Below are 22,763 nucleotides of genomic sequence, written 5' to 3'. Positions count from 1 at the left end.
AAGGATCCAGAATGCCAAAAGTTGGAATGCCTGAAATACGAAAACCTCAGCTTATCGAGGCCGCAATAAAAGCCATAGATAAACATGGTTTTGCGGGAGCGACAGTCAGTGTTATCGGCAAAAAAGCAGGTGTCTCACCCGCCATCATTAATCACTACTTTGGTGGTAAAGATGGGTTGTATGAAGCCACCATGAAAAGCTTAATCCGCGAATTTTTTGACGGGTTATCAGTAGAAATAACAAAAACAAAAAACAAGTCAGCAAAACATAAAGTCATGGCGATTGTGAAAGCCAGTTTTAGTCAGTCTCAGACTCATCCTCAAGTTGTGAAAGCTTGGATGGGGTTTTGGGCCTCTGCAATGCACACACCTTCTTTATATCGATTGCAAAACGTTTATTCAAAGCGGTTAAACACCTCGCTTGTGTGCGTACTAAAAGAAGAATTTGATTTACAAGAAGCACGAAACATCGCCCTCACAGTGGCCGCATTAATTGACGGCATGTGGTTAAGGGGCTCGCTCGCAGGCGGAATTAATAAAAAACAAGCCTCAGAACAAATACAGAATTATTTGGATTTGGTGTTTAAAAGTCATCACTAAAACACCTTAGTACCTATATTTACATCATACATTTTAAGCAGCCTTCATTTATTCGCTGCAAACGTTTTAGGAGTTCACGCTCAGTGTTGAGATCTAGCACTGTATTCGCTCATTGATTTTGAGTTCAATAGAAAGAGGGTAAGGTTATGTTAAATAAAGCAAAAAAGACCGCTATCGCGATTAGTATGGCTGGTGTTTCAGGGCTGACAATGGCCGCAGAGTGTTCTACCGTTCGCTTTTCAGATGTGGGCTGGACAGACATTACTGCGACAACGGCAGTAACCAGTGAAATCGTCGAAGGCTTAGGTTACAAAGCGAAAACTCAACTATTATCGGTCCCTGTTACTTATACATCTCTTGCAAACGGTGACATTGATGTCTTCCTTGGCAACTGGATGCCTACCATGCAAGCCGATATCGAACCTTACCTTAAAGCTGGCACGGTTGAGGACCTTGGTCCCAACCTAGTCGGCGCTAAATACACGCTAGCAGTAAGCAAAGACGCTTTTGACGCTGGTGTGACAGATTTTTCAGACATCGCCAAACACCGCAAAGAGTTTTCTGGGCGCATTTACGGCATTGAACCAGGTAACGATGGCAACCGTATCATCCAAGATATGATCGATTCTAACGCTTTTGGTTTGGGTGACTTCCAACTGGTTGAATCAAGTGAAGCGGGCATGCTTTCTCAGGTAAACCGAAACACTCGTCGTAACAAATGGATTGCCTTCCTAGGTTGGGCACCGCACCCAATGAATGCCAACTTCAAAATGGAATACTTATCGGGTGGCGATGATTACTTTGGCCCCGACTTTGGCGGTGCAAATGTTCATACCAACGTTCGTAAAGGCTTCATTCAAGAATGCCCGAATGTCGGCAAACTTATTTCCAATCTCACCTTTTCTTTACCTATGGAAAACGAAATCATGGGTGCCATCTTAGACGACGGTAAAAAACCGAATATCGCCGCAAAAGAATGGTTAAAAGCCAATCCTGACGTTCTCGATAATTGGCTCAAAGGTGTCACTACTGCCTCTGGTGATAACGGCCTTAGCGCTGTGAAGTCCCATCTAGGCCTGTAATACATCATTTGCATCACATCGCATTCTTAGTCACACACGACTAAGAATGCGTCATTAATCTATCGGGAGAACACACATATGAATTGGCTGACGGATAATAAAATCCCTCTTGGCGCTTGGATGGAAAACTTTGTCGACTGGCTAGTGAGTGCGGCTTCCGTGTTTTTTGACCTTGTCTCTCTCACCCTAGAAACCATGATTGTTAGCATGGTTGATGCGATTGATTACCTTCATCCTCTCGCAGTGATTGCCATCATTCTAGTCGGTGTTTGGTTCCTCCATCGCAGTATCAGCTTAATCATTTTCGTTGCCTTATCCCTATTACTCATCATAAATATGGGCTACTGGATCGAAACCATACAAACCTTAGTATTGGTTATTTCCGCAACCGCAATGAGTGTTCTAGTTGGTGTCCCTATTGGCATTGCGGCAGCTCATCGGCCTTGGTTGTACACTATTTTACGTCCGATACTGGATTTAATGCAGACAATCCCAACCTTTGTTTACCTGATCCCGACATTGATTCTTTTCGGCTTGGGTTATGTCCCAGGATTGATATCGACCATTATATTCGCTATAGCCGCACCCATTCGCTTGACCTATCTAGGTGTCAGCAAGGTTCCTAATGAGCTAATTGAAGCGGGTTTGGCGTTTGGCTGTACCAAATCAAAGCTGCTTTACAAAGTTGAACTACCGGCAGCTATGCCAAGTATCATGGCTGGCGTAACCCAATGTATTATGTTGTCACTCTCCATGGTGGTGGTTGCTGCCTTGGTCGGAGCAGATGGTTTAGGTAAACCAGTTGTCAGAGCACTCAACACGGTAAACATTTCCCAAGGCTTTGAGGCAGGTGTCGCCATTGTATTGGTTGCCATCATGCTAGACCGTATTTGTAAGTCGCCATCATCTAAGAACGAGGGGTAATTTATGGCTGTTGTAACAATTGAAAACGTAGACATCGTCTTCGGTGACAATAAAGCAAAAACACTCCCATTGATGGATAAAGGTCACTCCCGTGATGAGATTCTAGGAATGACTGGCGACGTTGTTGGCGTACAAAACGCCAACATAGAAGTGAATGAAGGTGAAATCTGTGTCTTGATGGGGTTATCAGGGTCAGGTAAATCTACCCTACTGCGTGCTGTCAATGGCTTAAATAAAATCGCCCGTGGTCGTTGCCTTGTAAGAGATGGCGACAAAATGGTCGATATGGCCAAATGCGATGAAGCTAAGCTTCGTCATATGAGAACGCACAGAGTCTCCATGGTATTTCAAAGTTTTGCGCTAATGCCCTGGCTGACCGTGCTCGAAAATGTTGCTTTTGGTCTAGAAATGCAAGGAATGCCAAAAGCAGAGCGACTTGTAAAAGCACGTGAACAACTCAAAATGGTAAGCCTAGATAAATGGGCAGATAAAAAACCCGATGAGCTTTCTGGGGGCATGCGCCAGCGAGTGGGTTTAGCAAGAGCCTTTGTCATGGACACAGATGTATTGCTAATGGATGAGCCCTTTTCAGCACTTGACCCACTGATACGTTCTCAACTGCAAGACGAGCTTATCGAGCTGCAAAAACGACTCAATAAAACCATCATTTTTGTGAGCCATGATCTAGATGAAGCCTTAAAGATTGGTTCTAAGATTGCCATTATGGAATCAGCCAGAATCATTCAGGAAGACACTCCAGAGCAAATTGTCTTAAATCCCGCTACCGAGTACGTAGAAAAATTCGTTGCTCACACCAACCCGCTAAACGTACTGCGCGGAGAATCATTAATGACGCCGCTAGCAGATTTGGCTGTAAAAGATGGTCAAATCATCATCAGTGATGATATCTCGATGACACTAGAGAATGGTAAATTGGTATCAATACAAGGATCAAAAGGTGAAATCCCAACCGCAAGATGGACACCAGAAACCATCCTTGCCAATGTGCCTGATCACACAGTGTTTATCGTGCCAGCTGACATCGCCATGCGTGATGCTGTCGAGATCCGTTACCAATCCAATCACTTGTTAGTATTGGAAGAAGCTGGTCAATGCATCGGCATTCTCAACGATCATAATTTTTACCATGCGCTACTTGGTAAACATTTTGGACGCGAAGAAGACGCGGCTTAATAGAGCACCTGAGCTAAGATCAACGTGACGTACTGCAAACTTGAAAAGGCTAGGTGAAAGCACCTAGCCTTTCTTATTTAAACCGCTCAAATAAACGCATATCGCCAAAGAGGTATGTTGTTTGCATCTTAACTCGAACGACTCAATGGTATTAAAATAAACGGGCGCATTACATCACAAACAAGCGTTGTCACCTGCTATCCTTTAAGTCTCAGATTAGTGATTGCATTCACAAATTCTGTCGGTATAGTCAGCCGAAATAATGATCAATCCAGCGTAGTATTAAACTTTTTATTGCCAGCTAAAACTTGTAAAGGACACTGAATGTTAAAGCAAACCCTGATTCCAATTTGGAGTCTACTCATAGGCATTGCCGTACTGACTATGGCAAGTGCTTTGCAAAGCTCACTCATTGGTATTAGAGCATCGATTGAGGGGTTTAATACCACCGCGACAGGTTTAATCATGTCCGCGTATTACCTTGGGTTTATTTTGGGCTCCCTTTTAGTGCCGAGTTGGGTCAAAAATGTTGGCCATATTCGTGTATTTGCCGCAGTAGCTTCATTAGCATCCGTTACTATCTTAATGCAATCCATGGTAGTGAACCCATGGTTCTGGATGCTGATGCGAATGGGCACAGGCTTGTGTTACGCGGGTCTCTTTATTGTGACTGAAAGCTGGTTAAACGACATTGCCACCAATAAAACTCGTGGTCGATTATTCTCAATTTATATTATCGAGATCTGGGCAAGCCAAACCATCAGTCAGTTCTTATTGAACTTGTCCTCGCCTAGTGGCTACGGCTTGTTCATTTTGACGTCTGTATTAATCTCCTTGGCAGTGGTACCTCTATTATTAGTTCGTACTCCTTCTCCAACCATCAACGTACCTGAAAAGCTCAACATTCTAGGGTTAATCAAAACCGCACCCCTTGGTGTCACCGGTGTCACCATCGCAGGGGCAACCTCTGGCGCCTTATTGGGTCTGGGGGCACTCTATGCAAAAAGTATCGGCATGAATATTGCTGAAATTTCGTTTTTCATTGGTGCAAGTTATGTGGGCGGCATGTTGCTGCAATGGCCGATTGGTAAATTATCTGACCGCCAAGACCGACGCGTCACTATCCTTTGGGTTGGTGTAGTGGGTGCACTCGCCGCCTTCATTGTGCCGCTCGGAGGCACAATGAATAATCAAATATTAATGATGGTTGGTATGTTTGCAGTGGGCGCATTTACTTTTCCAATGTACTCGCTGGCTTCCTCTCATATGAATGACCAACTTCGCCCAGAACAAATTCTCTCTGCCAGTAGCGGCATGATACTGCTGAATGGTATTGGCGGTATGTTGGGGCCTCTGGTTGCAGCAGCCCTAATGGACACCATGCGCATAGATGCTTTGTTCTGGTTCGTTGCCGGTTTAAATATCTCCGTGGCATTGTTTGCTGTGTATCGAATCAAGCATCAGCCAGCGATGATCATCGAAGAGCAAGGGGATCAAATCCCAGTGGCATTGACCGTTTCATCTGTTGCTACAGCGGAAATGTTAGTTGAAGCAGATTCTTCAACAGTGACAGAAGAAACCTCTCACGAGGTTGAAATCAAACTTTAGCCTATTCCATAACTGGCGATAATCAACACAGCCCTTTTACGATAAGGGCTGTGTTGCAATTTTAAGCGCAATACTCCAAATCAAGATAGCATTCACACGATTAAACCAACGCCAGAAAGCCGCTTTTTCTAGCCACTTGGCACACAGTTTTCCGACGAAAGCCAAAGACAAAAACCACACCACAGACGCACACACACCACCAAACACAAACGCCCACTTTTCGCCCTGCCACTGGTTCGCCAAGCTCCCCATCAAAATCATGGTATCTAAATAGAAATGTGGGTTCAGCCACGTCACCGCAAACCCCATCATTACCAATGGAAAAAAGGCCAAACGCTGACTGTATTGCTCCAGAACCAAGTGCTCTTCCTGAAAAGATGCACGCCATTTACCAAAGGCAAACCACACTAAAAATGCCACGCCCGCCCAACGAGATACCGACAACAGCCAATCATGACTTTGCAAGATTAAGCCTAAACCAAATGCGCCAAGTGCAATGGAAATCGCATCACTTAATATAAACATCAGCGCGATTGGAAAGGCATAATGTCGCTTTAATGCCTGCTCCAATAAAAAACTATTCTGCGCACCAACCGCGACAATTAACCCACCACCTGTAATCGCACCACTTAAAAATGCCAACACAAACTTTCTCCAATTTCTCTGCGCTCTTTAAAGTGCGCTTGATCTTACGCAAGGCAACCATTAAATTAAAATTAATTAAACTAAAGCTACATTAGATAAAGTTATGATGGATTATAAAGCGTTATCCTCGCTTCACGCTGTCTTGAAATTCCAGAGCTTTGACAAAGCCGCAGAATACCTTCATTTGACACAATCAGCGGTGTCACAAAATATCAAACGCTTAGAACAAGAATGTGGTCGCCCTTTACTGATTCGAGCTCGGCCTGTCGTTGCCACACCACTTGGAGAACAACTACTCGCGCATTTCAATAAAGTCGCCATGCTAGAGGAAGGTTTACAAGAAGCAATACAAGGCAATCAAGCCACACAACCGATAAGCATTGCGGTCAACAACGATGTGCTCGCGACTTGGTTTGCCGACGTAGTGAGCCAATTCTCGGCAACAGATTCCAACAAATTACATATTAAAGCCGCTGACCAAGCCAACACTCGTGCGCTACTACAGACAGGCGAAGTCGTGGCTTGTGTCAGTCAAATTGGTACGCCAGTGGCCGGTGGGGATTCAATCTTTCTTGGTTACATGCACTATGAACTGGTCGCCACACCCAGCTTTATAGAAGAACACCTGAAAGGAGACCTTAGCGCCGAAGCCGTTTTAAAATCGCCGTCTTTGATTTACGACGAACATGATGAACTTTGGGCGCGATATCAAAATGAATGCCTACAAGTCGAAACCGATATTAGTCACAGTCATTGGTACCCCTCTTCCCATGGTTTTGTTGAACTGGTAATGGGTGGCACAGTCTGTGCTTTAATTCCTAGTATTCAAATCAAACAGAAAATAAAAAGCAAGAAACTGGTATCCTTGCTGCCAAACACGCGCCTAGCCTTGCCTCTTTACTGGCATTGGTACAAACTCAATTCACCTGTATTAGATCGATTAACTAAGGTGATAAAAAGCGTCACACAAGAAGCTTTAAAATAGAGTCACCACTGAAACGAAACAGGCTGACTATGCGGTATAATGTTAGCCAGCCATTAAACAAAGATTAACGCCATTTTTTAAGGAAAATTTATGATTCGCAAATGTCTGTTCCCTGTTGCCGGTTATGGCACCCGTTTTTTGCCTGCCACTAAATCTATGCCAAAAGAAATGCTTCCTATTGTAAACAAGCCTTTGGTTCAATACGGTGTCGAAGAAGCAGTCAAAGCGGGTCTGGACAATGTCACCTTCGTAACTGGCCGTGGTAAACGCGCTATTGCCGATCATTTCGATATCAGCTACGAATTAGAGCACCAAATCGCTGGCACAAACAAAGAAAAATACCTAGACGGTATACGTCACCTAATCGACAACGTTAACTTCTCTTTTACTCGTCAAAACAACATGTTAGGTCTAGGTCATGCCATCCTAACGGGCGAACCTCTGATTGGCGACGAAGCCTTTGGCGTGGTACTAGCGGACGATCTTTGCTTCGGAGAAGATGATGGCGTAATGGCACAAATGGTTAAACTGTATAACCAATTCCGTTGCACAATTGTGGCTATCGAAGAAGTACCTGAAGACGAAGTACACAAATACGGTGTTATTAAAGGTGAATCCATGATGGACGGTCTTTACCGTGTTACCGACATGGTAGAGAAACCAGCAAAAGAAGACGCTCCATCGAATCTTGCTATTATCGGCCGTTACATTCTAACACCCGATATTTTTGACAAAATTCGCAGCACACCAGCCGGCCGTAATGGCGAAGTGCAAATCACTGACGCTATCTTGCAACAAGCTCAAGAGGGTTGTGTATTAGCGTATAAATTCAAAGGCAAACGTTTTGACTGTGGTAGCGTTGATGGCTTCGTTGAAGCAACTAACTACTGCTACAAAAACATTTACCAAGACCCTACTGAAGCGTAACCTTCTAGAAAACGCACCAAAACAGGTCAAAAAAAACCAGTACATTAAACGTACTGGTTTTTTTTGTGTTTAGTAAAATAAACTAAGACCTATATAAAACAGAGGTGCCAATCATTCCACAGAGCAGCTCTCTTATGTCATTCCCGCGAAGGCGGGAAACAATCACTTATGGTCTTCAGCTATAATCTTGCAAAACAACCTAATTTAAACCTTAGATTCCCACATTCGCGGGAATGACGGTGCAGAGATATCATGAGAAGAGCTTTAAACAAATAACCCCCTAAGCCGCCGAGCGTTTCTTCACCCAAACCACAATGCCTTTTTGTAACAATATAAAGAACAACAACAAGCCACCCACTGCCAATTTGGTCCACCAGCTATTTAACGAACCATCAAAGGTAATTAACGTTTGAATAATGCCTTGGATCATTCCCCCCAAGAAAGTACCAAACACATAACCCACACCGCCCGTTAATAACGTTCCGCCAATCACCACCGCAGCGATCGCATCTAACTCAACACCAACTGCTGCAAGTGGATAAGCCGAGCCTGTATATATCGCAAAGATCACCCCAGACATAGCACTGTAAAATCCGCTTAGCGCATAGATTTTAATAATGGTCTTTTTCACCGGCACACCTAGCAAGGCCGCAGAATGACTGTCTCCACCCAGCGCATACACACTCATACCAAACCGCGTTCTTCGAGCGAGCAATATGCCCAACGCCAGTAATACCAGCATCGCCATGGCAATAAAGGTCAGCCCTCCACGCCCAGGTAACGGCACATAAATATCGTACAAGCCCGTAATAAACGGGTGATCTATCGGCACCGCATCTAGGTTGATCAAATACGCCAAACCACGAAACAAAAACATCCCTGCTAAAGTAACGATAAACGCCTGAATCTCAAAAAACGCAATGATAACGCCCATTATCGCGCCAAAAGCCACCCCAACGACCAAAGCGATACCAATGGCAAACAAAGGATGCATGCCGGTGCTGGTAATCAGATAAGCCATCAAGACACCGATAAATGCAATCATCGACCCAACCGATAAATCAATTCCTCCCGACAGAATGACGAACGTCATACCAATCGCAGTGATGATCAAAAACGCGTTGTCGGTCAACAAGTTTGAGAATACCAAGGTGTCACGAAATCCCTTGTATTCATACATCCCAAAACCATACAAGAGGATAAAAACCAATAGCGTTGCCAATATCGGCAAATTACGTTCATTAATCATGGTTCTATGCTCCCTTTACCGGTATCAGGGTTACCAGTACGACTATTTTCTGCATGCTTCTTTTTCATAAAAAAGTCAGACAACCACTGGCGAGTCTTAGGCGATTGAACCAACAACACGGCTAAGATAATGGTCGCTTTCACCACCAAATTATATTGAGCAGGTAGGCCACTGGTCAGAATGGCCGTGGTTAAGGTTTGAATAATCAACACGCCAACAATCGTCAGCAACAAATAAATGCGTCCACCAGCCAATGAAGCCCCAGCTAACACCACAGCTAGAATCGCATCCAGTTCCAACCATAATCCGGCATTGTTAGCATCAGCACCACGAATATCCGCCGCAAGAATAATGCCGCTCATGGCAGCACAAAGGCCCGAAAAAACATAAGCAGACAACACCAATAAACGCGCTTCGATGCCCACCAAACGGCTGGCTCGCACGTTCGCCCCAACCGCTTCTATAAATAAGCCCAGCGCAGTTTTACGCATCACCAATACGGTTAAGACAATCATGCCTATCGCAATCCACACGCGAATAGGAAATGCTAAGAAATAGCCATTACCAATGGCATCCAATACATCTGAATGGAAAGTGACAATTTGTCCTTCCGTAATCATCTGCGCAATACCACGCCCTGCCACCATTAAGATTAACGTGGCAACAATCGGCTGGATATTAAATACGGACACCAAAATGCCATTCCATAAACCACACAGCATACCTGTGCCTAAAGCGCATAAAATCACTACCCAAACAGGCCAATCGGTGTTGACTGTTAACACTGCCGTCACCGCGCCGGAAATTGCAATCACGGCTCCCACGGACAAATCAATACCGCGAGTACCAATGACTACCGCCATGCCCAAAGCCACTAACGCTGTTGGCGTTGCACGATGAAGAATGTCCAACAAGCTACCAAATAGGTGCCCATCTACCATTCGAATGCTCAGAAACCCCGGTGTCACAGATGCCGTAATCAAAATGATCAGTACAAGGGACAACAAAGGCGCGAGCGTTTTTTGATGCTTATGTAGAAAGTTATTTTTTTTCATATGAACAGCTACTTTGAAAACGTAAAAAATGACTAGCTCGCAATGGTGCGTAATATAGCCTGCTCTGAAACCTCATCTCCATGAAGTTCAGATACCTTATGATGGTCTTTCATTACCACCACGCGATGAGCAAACATCACCAACTCTTCCAGTTCAGAAGACGCGACTAATAACCCCATCCCTTGCTCACACAACTCTTTAATAATTTGAATGATTTCATGATGAGCACCGATATCAATGCCCCGTGTTGGCTCGTCTAAGATCAACAAGGCAGGATGCGTAATCAACCAGCGAGCAAGGATAACCTTCTGTTGGTTACCACCACTTAACTCGCCAATGGGTTTATCCATATCAGGTGTTTTTATTGCCAAACGCTGAATCATTTCTTCTACTAGCTTTTGTTGCTCGGCCATAGAAATAGGCGACCACCAACCTTTGCTCGCTTGCAGCGCAAGGATCATATTTTCCCTAACACTCAACTCCGCCACTATCCCATCTTGCTTGCGATCTTCTGGGCAATAGCCCATACCAACCTGAATCGCCCGACGCAAAGACGATTTAGTCAGTGAATGATTACTTAGCGTCACCTCGCCTTGATCTGGTTTTACTGAACCATAGGCCAACTCACACAATTCAGTACGACCAGAGCCTAACAAGCCCGCCACACCGACAATTTCCCCAGCCGCAATATTCAAATCCAACGGCTGAAGATAACGCTGTTTGCCGACATTATTCAGTTGCAGCAGCTCCGTACGTTCGCGTTTAATAGAATGATCGTGAGCGGTTGGCGCTAAATCTTCTAGAGACTTGCCCACCATGTGACTGACCAAATCAGAGCGCGATAGCTCAGCGGTTTTGAAGGTGCCAATGCACTCCCCATTGCGTAGAACAGTGATGCTATCGGTAATGCTATAAACCTGATCTAAAAAGTGAGTTACGAAGATAATGCCTAAGCCTTCGGATTTCAGTCGTGCCATCAGATTAAACAACTGCTTAATCTCGTCACTGTCTAAACTGGCCGTTGGCTCATCTAAAATCAACATCTTTGCCTGAGTACTTAACGCACGGGCAATAGCAACTAATTGCTGAATCGCAATAGAGTAAGTATCTAGCTGACGTAATGGATCTATGTCTAAGCCTACTTGCGCCAATAATTCCCTCGCGCGGATTTCAGCTTTCTTCCAACTGATCAAACCAAAGGTTTTTTCTTGGTGTTGTAATGTCAGATTTTCCATCACCGACATAGTAGGAATAAGGTTTACTTCTTGATAAACCGTACTGATACCTAAACGCTGAGCATGACCGCTATCCGATGCGCTAATTAGCGAGCCATCTAATAGGATCTCACCGTTGTCCCGAGGATAAACACCTGTCAAAACTTTAATCAGAGTGGATTTACCCGCGCCATTTTCGCCAAGCAAGGCACGAATTTCTCCTTGTTGAATCTCTAGAGACACATCATTCAGGGCTTGAACGCCGGTAAAGGATTTGGATAAATGTTTGATTTCGAGTAAAGGACGCACTGCGCTTTGCGCTGCCTCGACCGTCTCTTTGACCATCAAGGTTTCATTAACTAATTGCGACATAACGCCGTCTCCGTTCCGCTAACATAAAACAATAATCCACACCTAGAAGCACCGTGCTCCTAAGTGTGACGCAATATTATTTACGCTTAGCGTATTCCGCAGCCGCCGTATCAGGAAGATACAAAGGACCGTTTGCCTTGATCCATTTGTCGACTTTTTTACCATCCTGAGCCGCTAGGATGGCATCAAATGCTGGGCCACCAAGATGAGGATTCAACTCGATAGTGGCATTGGCTTCACCGTCAGCCATCGCTTTAAAGATATCTGGCACAGCATCAATAGACACGACCAAAATGTCTTTGGTTGGTTTCACGCCCGCTTCTTTCATCGCCAAAATCGCACCCAACGCCATATCGTCGTTGTGAGCAAATAGCGCGCAAATATTCTTCGCACCGCCTTCGGCTTTTAAGAAACTTTCCATCACTTCTTTACCGCCAGCACGAGTAAATGAACCAGACTGAGAACGAGTAATCGTCATATTAGGGAAGTTACTAATAACAGAATCAAAGCCCGTCTTACGGTCAATAGCCGCAGAAGAACCAACCGAACCTTGCAACTCGACGATATTACAACGGCCATTGGTTTTCGCTGCCAACCAAGATGCAGCTAATGCGCCTTCTTCTTTAAAATCAGACGCCACTTTCGTTAGGTACAAACTTGGATCTGCCGCCACGCCACGGTCGATCAACACAACAGGGATCTTGGCACGTTGCGCTTCTTTCAGCACCTGATCCCAACCTGTTTCCACCACAGGCGCCAGCAAAATGCCATCCACGCCTTGCGCGATAAATGAACGCACCGCTTTAATTTGGTTTTCTTGCTTTTGTTGAGCATCAGAGAATTTTAGATCGTAGCCACGGCGTTCTGCCTCAGCTTTAATGGATTCGGTTTCAGACGTCCGCCAGCCACTTTCTGAGCCAATTTGCGAGAAACCTATCGTGAGATCCGCAGCCATCGCCGAAGCGGACAACACAGGAAGTAATACAGAAAAAGTGGTCAAGACAGCCTTGCGCTTGAATGCACCCAACCATGGAAGTGATGGGCGAATAGAAAGAGATTTCATACTAGATTCCTTTTTGTTTTTGTTGTGATCAGTACTAAAGGGAGCATCATCTATCTGTATTTACAGACAAACTCACGCCCTACGATTCACACTATATCTCCTCCCCTTACCTTTCAAATGCAAGTTACAGCGAATTTCATATCAATATTGATATGAAAAAGCACTGCAACATGACTGTTTTATTCACAATATGGTATTTTTTATTCATTAAAGTGCGCGTTACATCACATCAAATACAACTGACTTAACCAAACACTCACAGGCAAAGTCACCACAGACAATAACGTCTGCATCGTAATATACGCTGACATCCTATCTGCATCGCCCCCTAACTGACGAGCCAACGCATAAGCCGATGTTGCCGTTGGGACCACACCAAACAACACCGCCACCAACGCAGGCAAACCACGAACATCTAGCCACCAGCACATCAAACCAATTACCAATGGAAACACCACAAAACGCGCCACAGCAGACATCACAAACGTCATACCAACAGAGCGAATTGTTTCAAACCGTACGCTCGCACCAACCGCCAACAATACCAATGGCAATGCCGCCTGCGACAACATACTAAGCACATCAGAAACCAAAATGATCGGCGTCAGCCCTAGCAAATTCAAACCGCTGCCCAGCACAATAGACACAATCAAAGGGTTGCGAATCAAAGCGCCACTTAACAAACGAGGCAAGGAATTGGCTGACGAACTATCAACTGACGACGACCCATGCATCAAGGTCATGGACACCACCAAAAACACATTAACAGAAGGAATCAACACAGAAGCGCCCAACGCCGCCAACACCAAACCATCATTGCCGTACAAACTGCCCGCTAAAGCCAACATAACAAAAGTGTTAAACCTCACACCGGCTTGCAGCATAGACGATGCCGTCGGCGCGACTACCTTCATCAACCAAGTACAGGTAAACACAAACACAGCTGTTACTAGCAAAGCAAACAACAAAATAAACGCATACTTTGGCAACATTGGGTTGTCAAAATCGATCTGCGACGTCTTACTAAACAACAAAGCGGGAAATAACACCCAATAAGTAAACTTATCGACACCAGACCAAAACCCCTCCATAGGAAAACGCCAACGCTGGCAAACAGCCCCCGCCATCAAAAGCAAAAATACTGGCAACACAGAAAGAGAGAGAGAAAACACAAATACTCCTTAAAAATAGTCTCAAATGTCCCCTGCCTGAAAGCACGAGGTATCAGTCTGTTTTTTGAAAAAGCTGCCAGTCTTGCATGGCTAATCGCTCAACAAACCAAGACAACCCTCGACCTGGGTCCTCTTTACGCCATGCCAAATACGCCATCTGATTTGGCCTTGGCAACTCACACTGGCGTAGCACCAAACGCCCAGAGCTTAACTCGTCAGCAATACGATGTTTTGGCAAATACCCAACACCCAACCCCAAACATTGCGCCTGAATTTTACTGCGCATGGTATCGACCCTAAGCACCTGCCGACTCTCAAAAACCCCACTGCTTCGTGCAGGCAAAATTTTTGAACTATCAGCAACAACAATAGAAGGATATTGGCGCAATTGCGCCGCAGTAATGGGCCCGTCAGCCAACGCCAGTGGATGCGTCGGCGACACCGCAAACACAAACTCTATTTCACCAAGAGCACGAATATGAACATTTCCCTTTGGCAACTCACCGGTCGCCCCGATCACCAAATCCGCTCTATCATCGTGTAATGCATCCCACCCACCACCAACGGCTTCTTCTGACAAGGTCAACTCCACCGGTCGGTTCTGCGAAAGGAACTCTCCGACCACCGACATCAAAGGCGATTCCAACAACGCTGTATCACGGGCGATTCTTAACTTCGGCTCCCAGCCAGACTCAAATTGCTTAATTGAATCTTCCAAGCGCATGGCAGCCTCTAAAATGCTACGACCTTGCTCCAACACCAAATGCCCAGCAGGAGTCAGCACTGCTTTTTGGCGCGAGCGATCAAACAAAGCCACACCCAAATCGTCTTCCAACTTCTTGACTGTATAGGTCAATGCCGACGGCACTTTAAACAAAGCCTCCGCCGCCGCGGCAAAACTGCCCAACTGATGAATCGCCTCCAACACTCTTAATGCTTCCAACGTCACCGCGTATGTCATAACCAAACCTTTGTTCAAATTTTTTGAAATATTAGCTCAAAACCTTCCGATTTTCTTTCTTTTCCACAACACCTACACTCACTTCATAGCCTCAAAAAGAGCAACAGCCATTAAGGAGCCAAACAATGATTACACTACGTCATGCAGAAGACCGCGGACACGCAAACTTCGGTTGGTTAAACAGCTATCATACGTTTTCGTTTGGTAACTATTACGACCCTCAGCAAATGGGATTTTCACACCTTCGCGTCATCAATGACGACACAGTGACGCCCGCTGCAGGATTCGACACCCATGGTCACAAAGACATGGAAATCATCAGCCTAGTACTAGAAGGCACCATCGCCCACAAAGACAGCGCAGGCAACGTAAAAGAACTACCAGCAGGCGAATACCAACTCATGTCCGCAGGCAAAGGCATTTATCACAGCGAATTTAACGCCTCTAAAACAGACATGCTGAAATTCCTACAAATTTGGATACAACCAAACCAACTGGGCGGGCAACCTGGCTACCAACAAAAAGAATTTAGCCAAGCACAAGGCTTCACCACCATCATCACACCTGATGGCAGAGATGGCACACTGCACATAAAACAAAACATGCAACTGATCCAACTGATACTAGAAGATCAGCAACAAGCAACATGGCAAGCGGACAACAACCGCCACTACTACGTGCACCTAATCGAAGGCGAACTGTCCCTAGGTGATGGCATTACAATGCGCCCAGGCGACGGCGCAAAAATTAAAGATGTATCTGAAATTAACTTTGAAAGACTCAGCGAGCAACGCGTTAAAGCACTACTGTTTGACTTGGTGTGACTTGATTTAATCAGATTGGATAGATCACTGTTTAAAACCTATAAAAAATGCTAATTAGACAGTGATCTATTACTATTATTCTGTAAAAAAGGGCTGGATAAGAAGTCTATATCTGTGCCCTACACCACCCGATACTGCTACTTTATCTAAAAGTACCGTCTCGCTATTCTCTTTGTCATAAAATAAGTAAGCATTATTAAATTTAACGGATTCGGTGCCATATTTATCCATTAAAAAATCAAGCAGTATATTAAAACTATTCTCTGACATACTTTTCCAAGAGACAGTTATATCAAACAATTCACCTGCAGGATCAAAAGCATAAGCAATAGTAGCACTCGGATCGATATAACTTGGCTGCCAGTCTTCGTCGACAAATAAGAACTGATTTTTCACATAGTTTTCTTGATTTAATTTTGGAGGCACTTCATATGAAAACAACAGGTTCTCGCAGTTAAGATATGCCTTCACATCATCAATATCACTCCCCAAATAAGCTCCAAACCACTTAGAATGATTGGGCTCAACTTTCAGCTCACAGCTTTGAGCGAATGATATAGTACTTAAAAAACAACACACAAAACCAAAAATATAACGCATAAACATCACATAACTCCCTTTAATAGGATGAATAATCTCTTGCATTCTACCCTATTAATTTATTTATCTACATTTTCTAAACCGCCTGTGCGGCGGTAAAGTAGACGCTTTTTTTAAGACACTCATTATCCATGAAAAAACCTTTGATGATGTAATCCTTAATGAGTTGAGTCGTCCAGATACGAAATTCGGTCGCTTGCACCGAGTTAACTCAATAGCCGACTGAGATGACAGCATCTAGGTTGTAATACTCAAGTTTGCGTTTAACCTCTATTATGCCCTCTTGATGAACTGTTTCCGAAATGGAAAGAGCTCATCACGCTACAGTTCACTAATCACCGCCCCGCCCTGATCATCCAGTTCCGAGGCGTGAGGGCTTTTTCGCAAAAGGTGCCGATTTCAACTTGGTAGCCGTTTTCTTCTAGGTACATGGCGCGGTCGAGGACGAGCCAGTATTCCAGTGCGGGGCGAAAGAGTTGGCTGATGGCTTCGAGTTTTTGTACCTGTTGGTAGCGTTGTTCGCCTTGTTGTTCGAAGCTTTCCAATGGATTTTTGGCGATTAAGTCCGTTAAGCCTTTTTGTTCGGCGGCCCAATGGCAAAAAGCATCGAAGCCTTGGTTGAGCAGGGCTTTCTGAATAGAGGGAACAGGAAGGTAGTCGTCTTGCTGGCGGGCGTAGCGTTGCCATGCGTCGAAGCCGAGACGGTAAGTCAGTTCCAGTTGTTTGAGGCGTTGTTCACGGGCGCCAGCGGTAGCCACTTCTTTGACGGCCAGTTTGAGGTCGGCTTGGCGTAAGTTAAGGCTAGATTGTTGCGCGGTTTTTGAAAATGGTCGGTAGTGGCTGTCTTTTGTTAGGTGGTAGCAGCAAGGGGAAATGCACAACATGGCCGTATTAACGACAACCGCTTGTTCGATCAGTTCACGATGTAAATCGCCGCAGGCATGGAGCGCAACAGCACAGTGAGCGCTTGCTAACTTGGATCGCCCTTCTCCCTTTAATACATCGGCATGAGTAAAGGTTTGCGGTAGCTTTAGGCTTTTGGCTTCTTGTTCACCTGCTTCGCACAAGGCTTTTTGCCATTCTAGGCTGTGAACTGGCTTACCGTTTTGAAAGGCTAATAATTTGCCCAAATGGCCTTTGCCTGCGCACCATTCTAGATAGTTGCTGGCTTTGGGGGTGTGAGCAACAAAGGCTTGGATTTGCGACCATTTGCGCCCTTTTATTCCCGCCGAGACATAACTTGGCAATTCGTTTGTAAGTGTTCGCTTCGGTGATGCATCAAGTAAATCTGGCTTTGAAAAGCTAAGTGCGATTTTTAAGTCAGGGCAAATCTGAAATACTTGTTCATAGAAAGCCTCGCTTTCTATTACTCGATTTTCTCGTTCTAACAGTGCAGCCAACTCAGGATAAGCCTGTGCCCAAGGGTTATCTAAGCGAGCAAAGGTGTCGAATTGCCAGAGTTGAGTATGTGCTTTTAACCAAGTATTTAGGCTTTGAAAGCGACATTGAAAAGAGGTCATAAGTTGGCTCTTAAAAGCAGGAAAACGAAGTGTCTTTATTTCTTTACAGTATTGCGGAAATTTCACTTTATGTTGCATTGTATTTTGTCATAAAAACGGCAAAATGAAGAAGCTATTTAAGCAACGATTTTAACCACAGCGATTTTACTGTGGCACACCATAAGGACCCTTTAAATATCATGTTCAAGCATCTTAAACCTGTTTCTGGCGACCCTCTTTTAGCCCTTATCATTGCGCATAAGCAAGATACGAACCCAAAGAAAATCGATTTAGGCGTTGGTGTCTATAAAGACGATAATGGCAATACACCGATTTTAAATACGGTTAAAAAAGCGGAAGCTATTTTGCTTGAACAAGAAGATTCTAAAAGCTATCTAGGTATTTATGGCGCAACTGAATTTGAAGCCATTATCAAAGATTTGATCTTGGGTGAAGGCAATCCGCTGATTGCTTCTGGGCGTATTCGCTCTACTCAAACTCCTGGCGGTACTGGCGCGTTAAAAGTCGCTGCGGATTTTATCAGCGCGAACTTGAAAGACGCTCGTCTTTGGGTAAGTGATCCAACTTGGGGTAACCATAAGTCTATTTTTGATTCTGCAGGCGTAGAAGTAAAAGATTACCCTTACTACGATCCTGAAACGAACGGCTTACGCTTTGACGATATGATGGCAAAACTAGAAGCCGAAGTGAAAGAAGGCGATGTATTGTTGCTTCACGCTTGCTGCCACAACCCAACAGGCATTGACTTACAACTTGATCACTGGAAAGTGCTAACAGACTTCGTTAATAAGCGTGGTTTGTTACCATTGGTTGACGCTGCATACCAAGGCTTTGGCGATGGCTTAGACGAAGACTTAGCGGGCTTACGTCACATGGCTGCGAATGTTCAAGATATGTTGATCGCGAACTCTTTTTCGAAAAACTTTGGCATTTACCGTGAACGTTGTGGCGGCTTAAGTGTTATTGCTGCATCTGCTGATGAAGCCAATGCTGCGTTTTCTATTATTGGTCAAGCCATTCGTGCCAACTACTCTATGCCACCAGCTCACGGTGCCGCAGTGGTTTATACCATTATGAGCAACCCAGAACTGAAAGCGGAATGGGAACTAGAAGTGGCGGCAATGCGTGACCGTATTAACGGCCTGCGTGAAAAACTTGTAGCGAAATTGGCGGCTTCTGGGGTGAGCAAAGACTTTAGCTTCATCAAAGATCAGCGCGGCATGTTCTCTTACTCCGGTTTGACGTTAGAACAAGTTCGCACTTTGCGCAGTGAATACTCTATTTACATTGCAGATACTGGTCGTATGAGCGTCGCTGGTGTCAGCGATAGCAACATTGATTACTTGTGTGAAAGCATCGCAAAAGTAGTGGGTTAATCCCTTACTAAGCAAAAAAAACGTGATGCAGGCTAAACCTGCATCACGTTTTTTTATACACAAAATAAGTTTGGGAATACGTCCTCTAGGCATTGCATGATTAATGCAATGTGCGTTTGCCTTCTATTTTGCTCGTTGCTTGCATTTCAGGATGGTAGTGTTTAGCCAAACGCAGGATCGAAGGTTCTAGTGTTTCCTTCCAGAATGTCACCTCTTCATCGACCATGCCTTCTAACTTCTCCCATCCGGCTTCTGTCCCAAACAGACGCACTGGAGCAAGCACTTCGTCAAAGAATTCTCTGTCTCCGCCAACGCCTAAACCAATCAATTTAGCGCCTCGAATAAAGCCTACACACCACTCTTCAACCAAAATGGTAAACTCACCATCTACTTCTTGTTCTAGGTAAACAGGATAGAAATCCCCGAACAATAAGCTGTTCATGGTTTCCATATACATGATTAACACTAGGCTTAGAAATTCATCTTCTTGTTCTGTCGAGTCCCATACAGGCTGGTCTTCATCCGCGCCCCATATTGCATTAAGCCATACATCTGGCTCCAACTCTTTTATCGAACAGCCCAACGCGGTTAGAAAGCCATCGAGTTCGGACACACACATCAACGAGCGATCTGTGCCGAACGTCAATAAATAGTGGTCGATCTTTTCGTAAAGGACTTCTTCGCTGATGACATCATCGCCGTTTTCTTCAGACATTCATTCGTTTCCATTTTGTTGAGCGATACTTATATTTTAGCTTGGCCTGATAAAAACACAGTAGGTTTAATCAATAATCGCCAAGTTGCCATATGTCTCTAACCAGCCTTTACGATCCCCTGCACGCTTTTTCGACAGCAGTTTGTCTAGAAGCTCGTCAGTATCTGGCTTATCTTCCATGGTTAACTGGATTAAGCGACGCGTATCTGGCGCCATAGTGGTTTCGCGTAATTGGGAAGGGTTCATCTCACCCAGGCCTTTAAATCGCTGTACATTTGGCGTACCACGTTTATTTTCAGCGGCAATTTTATGCAATGTGATGTCTTTTTCTTCGTCATCAAGAGCGTAATAAACCTCTTTTCCGATGTCTATTCGGTACAGCGGTGGCATGGCAACAAAGACATGACCACCATTAACCAAAGCAGGAAAGTGTCGAACAAACAACGCGCAAATCAGTGTCGCGATGTGCAAACCGTCCGAGTCCGCATCGGCCAAAATACATACTTTGCCGTAACGTAAGCCACTTAAGTCTTCCTCTCCAGGATCCACACCCAAAGCGACAGAAATATCGTGTATTTCTTGGGAAGCCAATACTTGCGCAGAGTCTACTTCCCATGAATTTAATATTTTACCGCGCAAAGGCAAAATGGCTTGAAAATCTTTCTCGCGCGCTTGTTTAGCTGATCCACCCGCTGAGTCCCCTTCCACTAAGAAAAGTTCACTGCGCGACGAGTCCTGCCCAGAACAGTCGGCCAATTTACCCGGCAATGCAGGCCCTTGAGTCACTTTCTTACGAACGACTTTTTTGCTGGCTTTAAGACGTTTCTGCGCACTATTAATTACAATATCAGCAATCTTTTTACCGTCTTCAACGTGCTTGTTTAACCATAAGCTGAAGGCGTCTTTTACGGTTGCTGAAATAAACGCCACGATCTGGCGAGACGACAAACGTTCTTTGGTTTGTCCCGAAAACTGTGGCTCTTGAATTTTCGCTGACAACACATAACTACAACGATCCCACACATCATCAGCGGTTAGCTTGATGCCACGAGGCAATAAGTTATGGAACTCACAGAACTCTCGAATCGCTTCTAGCAACCCCGTTCGTAAACCGTTAACATGTGTACCGCCTTGGGCTGTTGGTATCAAGTTAACATAACTTTCTGTCACTAATTCGCCACCTTCCGGCAGCCATTGAACCGCCCAATCGACGCCTTGAGTTTTCTCCGTCATACCGCCAATAAAAGGCTCATCAGGCAGCAGTACAAAACCTTGGTTCGCAATGGCAAGGTAGTCTTTTAAGCCATCTTGATAGAACCACTCTTCACGCACTTCTTCACTGCCACTTTGATCAATAAAGACAACATGCAGACCAGAACAAAGTACGGCTTTGGCTTTAAGTAGGTGCTTTAGACGGGAAAGCGAAAATTTAGGACTGTCGAAGTATTTTGTATCGGCTGTGAACTTAACTTTTGTCCCGGTGTTCTTCTTACCTACGGTACCAATTTCTTTCAGCTCTGACGTTTTGAAGCCATTTTCAAAGCCAATATGATACTGGATGCCATTACGACGCACCCACACTTCAAGGGAGGTAGACAAGGCATTCACAACAGACACGCCAACACCGTGCAAACCACCAGAAAATTGGTAATTATCCCCTGAGAATTTACCGCCTGCGTGCAATTTCGTTAGGATCAATTCAACACCAGATACGCCCTCTTCAGGGTGAATATCTACCGGCATGCCGCGGCCGTTGTCTTCTACGCTTAACGAACCATCTTTGTATAAAATGACCTCGATGCGATCGGCATGACCAGCCAAGGCTTCATCAACCGAGTTATCAATAACTTCTTGGCCTAAGTGGTTAGGCCGCGTGGTATCTGTGTACATCCCAGGACGTTTTTGTACGGGTTCTAAACCACTAAGAACTTCTATCGATCCGGCGTTATATTCTTTTGCAGACATGCGTGTTTTTACTTCCAAGTTGGTCGTACGTTGTATTATCAAACATTACAACGTGAGCGAGTATCAATTCAATGGGTTAGAGTCTATCACTGGTTTTATACTGTGTGAAATACTCCAATAAAAGCAGTAGCTTACTCGGTTAATATTTCAGCAAAACGAAGAATATCTTCGGAAAATCGTTCAAATTCGGTAAAGCTATGGTTGCCATTTTCTTCATGGGTAAGGCGTGCTGTTTGAGGGAAAGCTTTAAGGGCCTCTCGATAATCCAAGACCTCGTCACCTTCCTGAATCATCAGCCAATAATATTCGGCTGTCGGATCGATCACTACCAATTCCTCTAGCTCGGCCATGTGTGCTTGCGTTAATTCATACTCTTCGCCGGTATAAGGGTTAGATTGCGGACCTAGATAGTCTTGAAGCAAGATAGGTGCTTGAACAGCTGGATTAACCAATATGGCTTTCAGATGGTATTTTTCTGCTAAGTAAGCCGCATAAAAACCACCTAAGGAGCTGCCAATTAACGTAATGCCTTGTGCTTGATTCGCTTCGATAATGTCCGCTAATTGCTTAATGGCTTGCGCTGGCCGCCAAGACAAACGGGGAGACACGACCGCGTCGGGCACCCCAAACTTTTTTGCCGCTTCACTGAGAACGGTGGCTTTATGGGATCGCTCAGAGCTATTAAAACCGTGGATATATAGTAAAACAGTCAA

22 protein-coding genes are annotated in these 22,763 nt (G+C 44.8%); 9 read left to right on the top strand and 13 right to left on the bottom strand.

The genetic code is table 11. The features are described 5' to 3' along the window. Positions 1 to 11: 11 nt before the first annotated feature. From betI to DFP75_RS10525, 5 genes are all read left to right on the top strand, one after another. On the top strand, positions 12 to 599 hold the full coding sequence (gene betI, locus DFP75_RS10545; RefSeq protein ID WP_110575391.1) for a transcriptional regulator BetI: 588 nt from the start codon (positions 12 to 14) through the stop codon (positions 597 to 599). A 146-nt stretch (positions 600 to 745) separates the two neighbouring features. Then, positions 746 to 1,681: a choline ABC transporter substrate-binding protein gene (locus DFP75_RS10540; RefSeq protein WP_110575389.1), complete on the top strand. Its 936-nt coding sequence runs from the start codon at positions 746 to 748 to the stop codon at positions 1,679 to 1,681. Between the two features lie 78 nt (positions 1,682 to 1,759). After that, positions 1,760 to 2,605: a choline ABC transporter permease subunit gene (choW, locus tag DFP75_RS10535; RefSeq protein WP_110575387.1), complete on the top strand. Its 846-nt coding sequence runs from the start codon at positions 1,760 to 1,762 to the stop codon at positions 2,603 to 2,605. A 3-nt stretch (positions 2,606 to 2,608) separates the two neighbouring features. Then, positions 2,609 to 3,799 (top strand): choline ABC transporter ATP-binding protein, encoded by a 1,191-nt coding sequence (gene choV, locus DFP75_RS10530; protein WP_110575385.1) that lies wholly within the window; start codon positions 2,609 to 2,611, stop codon positions 3,797 to 3,799. A gap of 324 nt (positions 3,800 to 4,123) precedes the next feature. Beyond that, on the top strand, positions 4,124 to 5,407 hold the full coding sequence (locus DFP75_RS10525) for an MFS transporter (RefSeq protein WP_110575383.1): 1,284 nt from the start codon (positions 4,124 to 4,126) through the stop codon (positions 5,405 to 5,407). A 36-nt stretch (positions 5,408 to 5,443) separates the two neighbouring features. Here DFP75_RS10525 and DFP75_RS10520 read toward each other — a convergent pair whose 3' ends face one another. Continuing rightward, entirely contained in the window at positions 5,444 to 6,052 is a 609-nt protein-coding gene (locus DFP75_RS10520; RefSeq protein WP_110575381.1) for a LysE/ArgO family amino acid transporter, read from the bottom strand. Between the two features lie 103 nt (positions 6,053 to 6,155). On the opposite strand from DFP75_RS10520, the gene DFP75_RS10515 reads away from it, so the two are divergent. Further along, entirely contained in the window at positions 6,156 to 7,037 is an 882-nt protein-coding gene (locus DFP75_RS10515; protein ID WP_110575379.1) for an ArgP/LysG family DNA-binding transcriptional regulator, read from the top strand. A gap of 90 nt (positions 7,038 to 7,127) precedes the next feature. Beyond that, on the top strand, positions 7,128 to 7,964 hold the full coding sequence (gene galU / locus DFP75_RS10510; protein ID WP_110575377.1) for a UTP--glucose-1-phosphate uridylyltransferase GalU: 837 nt from the start codon (positions 7,128 to 7,130) through the stop codon (positions 7,962 to 7,964). A 280-nt stretch (positions 7,965 to 8,244) separates the two neighbouring features. On the opposite strand, the gene yjfF is transcribed toward galU, so the two are convergent. The 6 genes from yjfF to DFP75_RS10480 form a co-directional block, all read right to left on the bottom strand. Next, complete coding sequence (yjfF, locus tag DFP75_RS10505) at positions 8,245 to 9,213, bottom strand: galactofuranose ABC transporter, permease protein YjfF (RefSeq protein WP_110575375.1); 969 nt, start codon at positions 9,211 to 9,213, stop codon at positions 8,245 to 8,247. Continuing rightward, on the bottom strand, positions 9,210 to 10,268 hold the full coding sequence (locus tag DFP75_RS10500; protein ID WP_110575373.1) for an ABC transporter permease: 1,059 nt from the start codon (positions 10,266 to 10,268) through the stop codon (positions 9,210 to 9,212). Before DFP75_RS10500 ends, yjfF begins: the two co-directional genes overlap by 4 nt. Before the next feature lie 32 nt (positions 10,269 to 10,300). Further along, positions 10,301 to 11,854, bottom strand: coding sequence for a sugar ABC transporter ATP-binding protein (locus DFP75_RS10495; protein WP_175404893.1), 1,554 nt, complete (start codon positions 11,852 to 11,854; stop codon positions 10,301 to 10,303). Between the two features lie 76 nt (positions 11,855 to 11,930). Continuing rightward, positions 11,931 to 12,917 (bottom strand): ABC transporter substrate-binding protein, encoded by a 987-nt coding sequence (locus DFP75_RS10490; RefSeq protein WP_110575371.1) that lies wholly within the window; start codon positions 12,915 to 12,917, stop codon positions 11,931 to 11,933. A gap of 224 nt (positions 12,918 to 13,141) precedes the next feature. Continuing rightward, on the bottom strand, positions 13,142 to 14,089 hold the full coding sequence (locus tag DFP75_RS10485; RefSeq protein ID WP_110575369.1) for an AEC family transporter: 948 nt from the start codon (positions 14,087 to 14,089) through the stop codon (positions 13,142 to 13,144). 52 nt (positions 14,090 to 14,141) lie between these two features. Further along, positions 14,142 to 15,050, bottom strand: a complete 909-nt coding sequence (locus DFP75_RS10480; RefSeq protein WP_110575367.1) for a LysR substrate-binding domain-containing protein — start codon at positions 15,048 to 15,050, stop codon at positions 14,142 to 14,144. A gap of 125 nt (positions 15,051 to 15,175) precedes the next feature. Between DFP75_RS10480 and DFP75_RS10475 the strand changes: the two genes are divergently transcribed. Further along, on the top strand, positions 15,176 to 15,874 hold the full coding sequence (locus DFP75_RS10475) for a pirin family protein (protein ID WP_110575365.1): 699 nt from the start codon (positions 15,176 to 15,178) through the stop codon (positions 15,872 to 15,874). Between the two features lie 75 nt (positions 15,875 to 15,949). Here the strand turns inward: DFP75_RS10475 and DFP75_RS10470 are convergent, their stop codons facing one another. The 3 genes from DFP75_RS10470 to DFP75_RS10460 all read right to left on the bottom strand — a co-directional run bounded on the left by DFP75_RS10470 (position 15,950) and on the right by DFP75_RS10460 (position 17,994). Next, positions 15,950 to 16,519, bottom strand: coding sequence for a hypothetical protein (locus DFP75_RS10470; protein ID WP_110575363.1), 570 nt, complete (start codon positions 16,517 to 16,519; stop codon positions 15,950 to 15,952). Between the two features lie 31 nt (positions 16,520 to 16,550). After that, on the bottom strand, positions 16,551 to 16,676 hold the full coding sequence (gene rhuM, locus DFP75_RS18795) for a RhuM family protein (protein WP_217494991.1): 126 nt from the start codon (positions 16,674 to 16,676) through the stop codon (positions 16,551 to 16,553). 133 nt (positions 16,677 to 16,809) lie between these two features. Continuing rightward, on the bottom strand, positions 16,810 to 17,994 hold the full coding sequence (locus DFP75_RS10460) for a methyltransferase (RefSeq protein ID WP_245927033.1): 1,185 nt from the start codon (positions 17,992 to 17,994) through the stop codon (positions 16,810 to 16,812). Positions 17,995 to 18,173: 179 nt separating this feature from the next. On the opposite strand from DFP75_RS10460, the gene DFP75_RS10455 reads away from it, so the two are divergent. After that, the gene (locus DFP75_RS10455; protein ID WP_110575359.1) at positions 18,174 to 19,370 is read left to right on the top strand and encodes an amino acid aminotransferase; all 1,197 of its coding nucleotides are present in this window, start codon (positions 18,174 to 18,176) and stop codon (positions 19,368 to 19,370) included. 100 nt (positions 19,371 to 19,470) lie between these two features. Here DFP75_RS10455 and DFP75_RS10450 read toward each other — a convergent pair whose 3' ends face one another. The 3 genes from DFP75_RS10450 to DFP75_RS10440 form a co-directional block, all read right to left on the bottom strand. Continuing rightward, positions 19,471 to 20,085 (bottom strand): UPF0149 family protein, encoded by a 615-nt coding sequence (locus DFP75_RS10450; RefSeq protein WP_110575357.1) that lies wholly within the window; start codon positions 20,083 to 20,085, stop codon positions 19,471 to 19,473. A 66-nt stretch (positions 20,086 to 20,151) separates the two neighbouring features. Continuing rightward, on the bottom strand, positions 20,152 to 22,050 hold the full coding sequence (gene parE, locus DFP75_RS10445) for a DNA topoisomerase IV subunit B (RefSeq protein WP_110575355.1): 1,899 nt from the start codon (positions 22,048 to 22,050) through the stop codon (positions 20,152 to 20,154). Positions 22,051 to 22,181: 131 nt separating this feature from the next. Then, a complete protein-coding gene (locus DFP75_RS10440) occupies positions 22,182 to 22,763 on the bottom strand; it encodes a YqiA/YcfP family alpha/beta fold hydrolase (protein ID WP_110575353.1) in 582 nt (193 codons plus the stop codon).

Source organism: Marinomonas alcarazii, from assembly GCF_003208215.1.
Classification (GTDB): domain Bacteria; phylum Pseudomonadota; class Gammaproteobacteria; order Pseudomonadales; family Marinomonadaceae; genus Marinomonas; species Marinomonas alcarazii.
This window is presented reverse-complemented; position numbering and strand designations above follow the sequence as displayed.

Excerpts from the sequence above, each read along its gene's own strand:
- betI (WP_110575391.1), top strand. The coding sequence starts at position 12 with ATGCCAAAAGTTGGAATGCCTGAAATACGAAAACCTCAGCTTATCGAG.
- DFP75_RS10540 (WP_110575389.1), top strand. The coding sequence starts at position 746 with ATGTTAAATAAAGCAAAAAAGACCGCTATCGCGATTAGTATGGCTGGT.
- choW (WP_110575387.1), top strand. The coding sequence starts at position 1,760 with ATGAATTGGCTGACGGATAATAAAATCCCTCTTGGCGCTTGGATGGAA.
- choV (WP_110575385.1), top strand. The coding sequence starts at position 2,609 with ATGGCTGTTGTAACAATTGAAAACGTAGACATCGTCTTCGGTGACAAT.
- DFP75_RS10525 (WP_110575383.1), top strand. The coding sequence starts at position 4,124 with ATGTTAAAGCAAACCCTGATTCCAATTTGGAGTCTACTCATAGGCATT.
- DFP75_RS10515 (WP_110575379.1), top strand. The coding sequence starts at position 6,156 with ATGATGGATTATAAAGCGTTATCCTCGCTTCACGCTGTCTTGAAATTC.
- galU (WP_110575377.1), top strand. The coding sequence starts at position 7,128 with ATGATTCGCAAATGTCTGTTCCCTGTTGCCGGTTATGGCACCCGTTTT.
- yjfF (WP_110575375.1), bottom strand. The coding sequence starts at position 9,213 with ATGATTAATGAACGTAATTTGCCGATATTGGCAACGCTATTGGTTTTT.
- DFP75_RS10500 (WP_110575373.1), bottom strand. The coding sequence starts at position 10,268 with ATGAAAAAAAATAACTTTCTACATAAGCATCAAAAAACGCTCGCGCCT.
- DFP75_RS10495 (WP_175404893.1), bottom strand. The coding sequence starts at position 11,854 with ATGTCGCAATTAGTTAATGAAACCTTGATGGTCAAAGAGACGGTCGAG.
- DFP75_RS10490 (WP_110575371.1), bottom strand. The coding sequence starts at position 12,917 with ATGAAATCTCTTTCTATTCGCCCATCACTTCCATGGTTGGGTGCATTC.
- DFP75_RS10480 (WP_110575367.1), bottom strand. The coding sequence starts at position 15,050 with ATGACATACGCGGTGACGTTGGAAGCATTAAGAGTGTTGGAGGCGATT.
- DFP75_RS10475 (WP_110575365.1), top strand. The coding sequence starts at position 15,176 with ATGATTACACTACGTCATGCAGAAGACCGCGGACACGCAAACTTCGGT.
- DFP75_RS10470 (WP_110575363.1), bottom strand. The coding sequence starts at position 16,519 with ATGCAAGAGATTATTCATCCTATTAAAGGGAGTTATGTGATGTTTATG.
- DFP75_RS10460 (WP_245927033.1), bottom strand. The coding sequence starts at position 17,994 with ATGACCTCTTTTCAATGTCGCTTTCAAAGCCTAAATACTTGGTTAAAA.
- DFP75_RS10455 (WP_110575359.1), top strand. The coding sequence starts at position 18,174 with ATGTTCAAGCATCTTAAACCTGTTTCTGGCGACCCTCTTTTAGCCCTT.
- DFP75_RS10450 (WP_110575357.1), bottom strand. The coding sequence starts at position 20,085 with ATGTCTGAAGAAAACGGCGATGATGTCATCAGCGAAGAAGTCCTTTAC.
- parE (WP_110575355.1), bottom strand. The coding sequence starts at position 22,050 with ATGTCTGCAAAAGAATATAACGCCGGATCGATAGAAGTTCTTAGTGGT.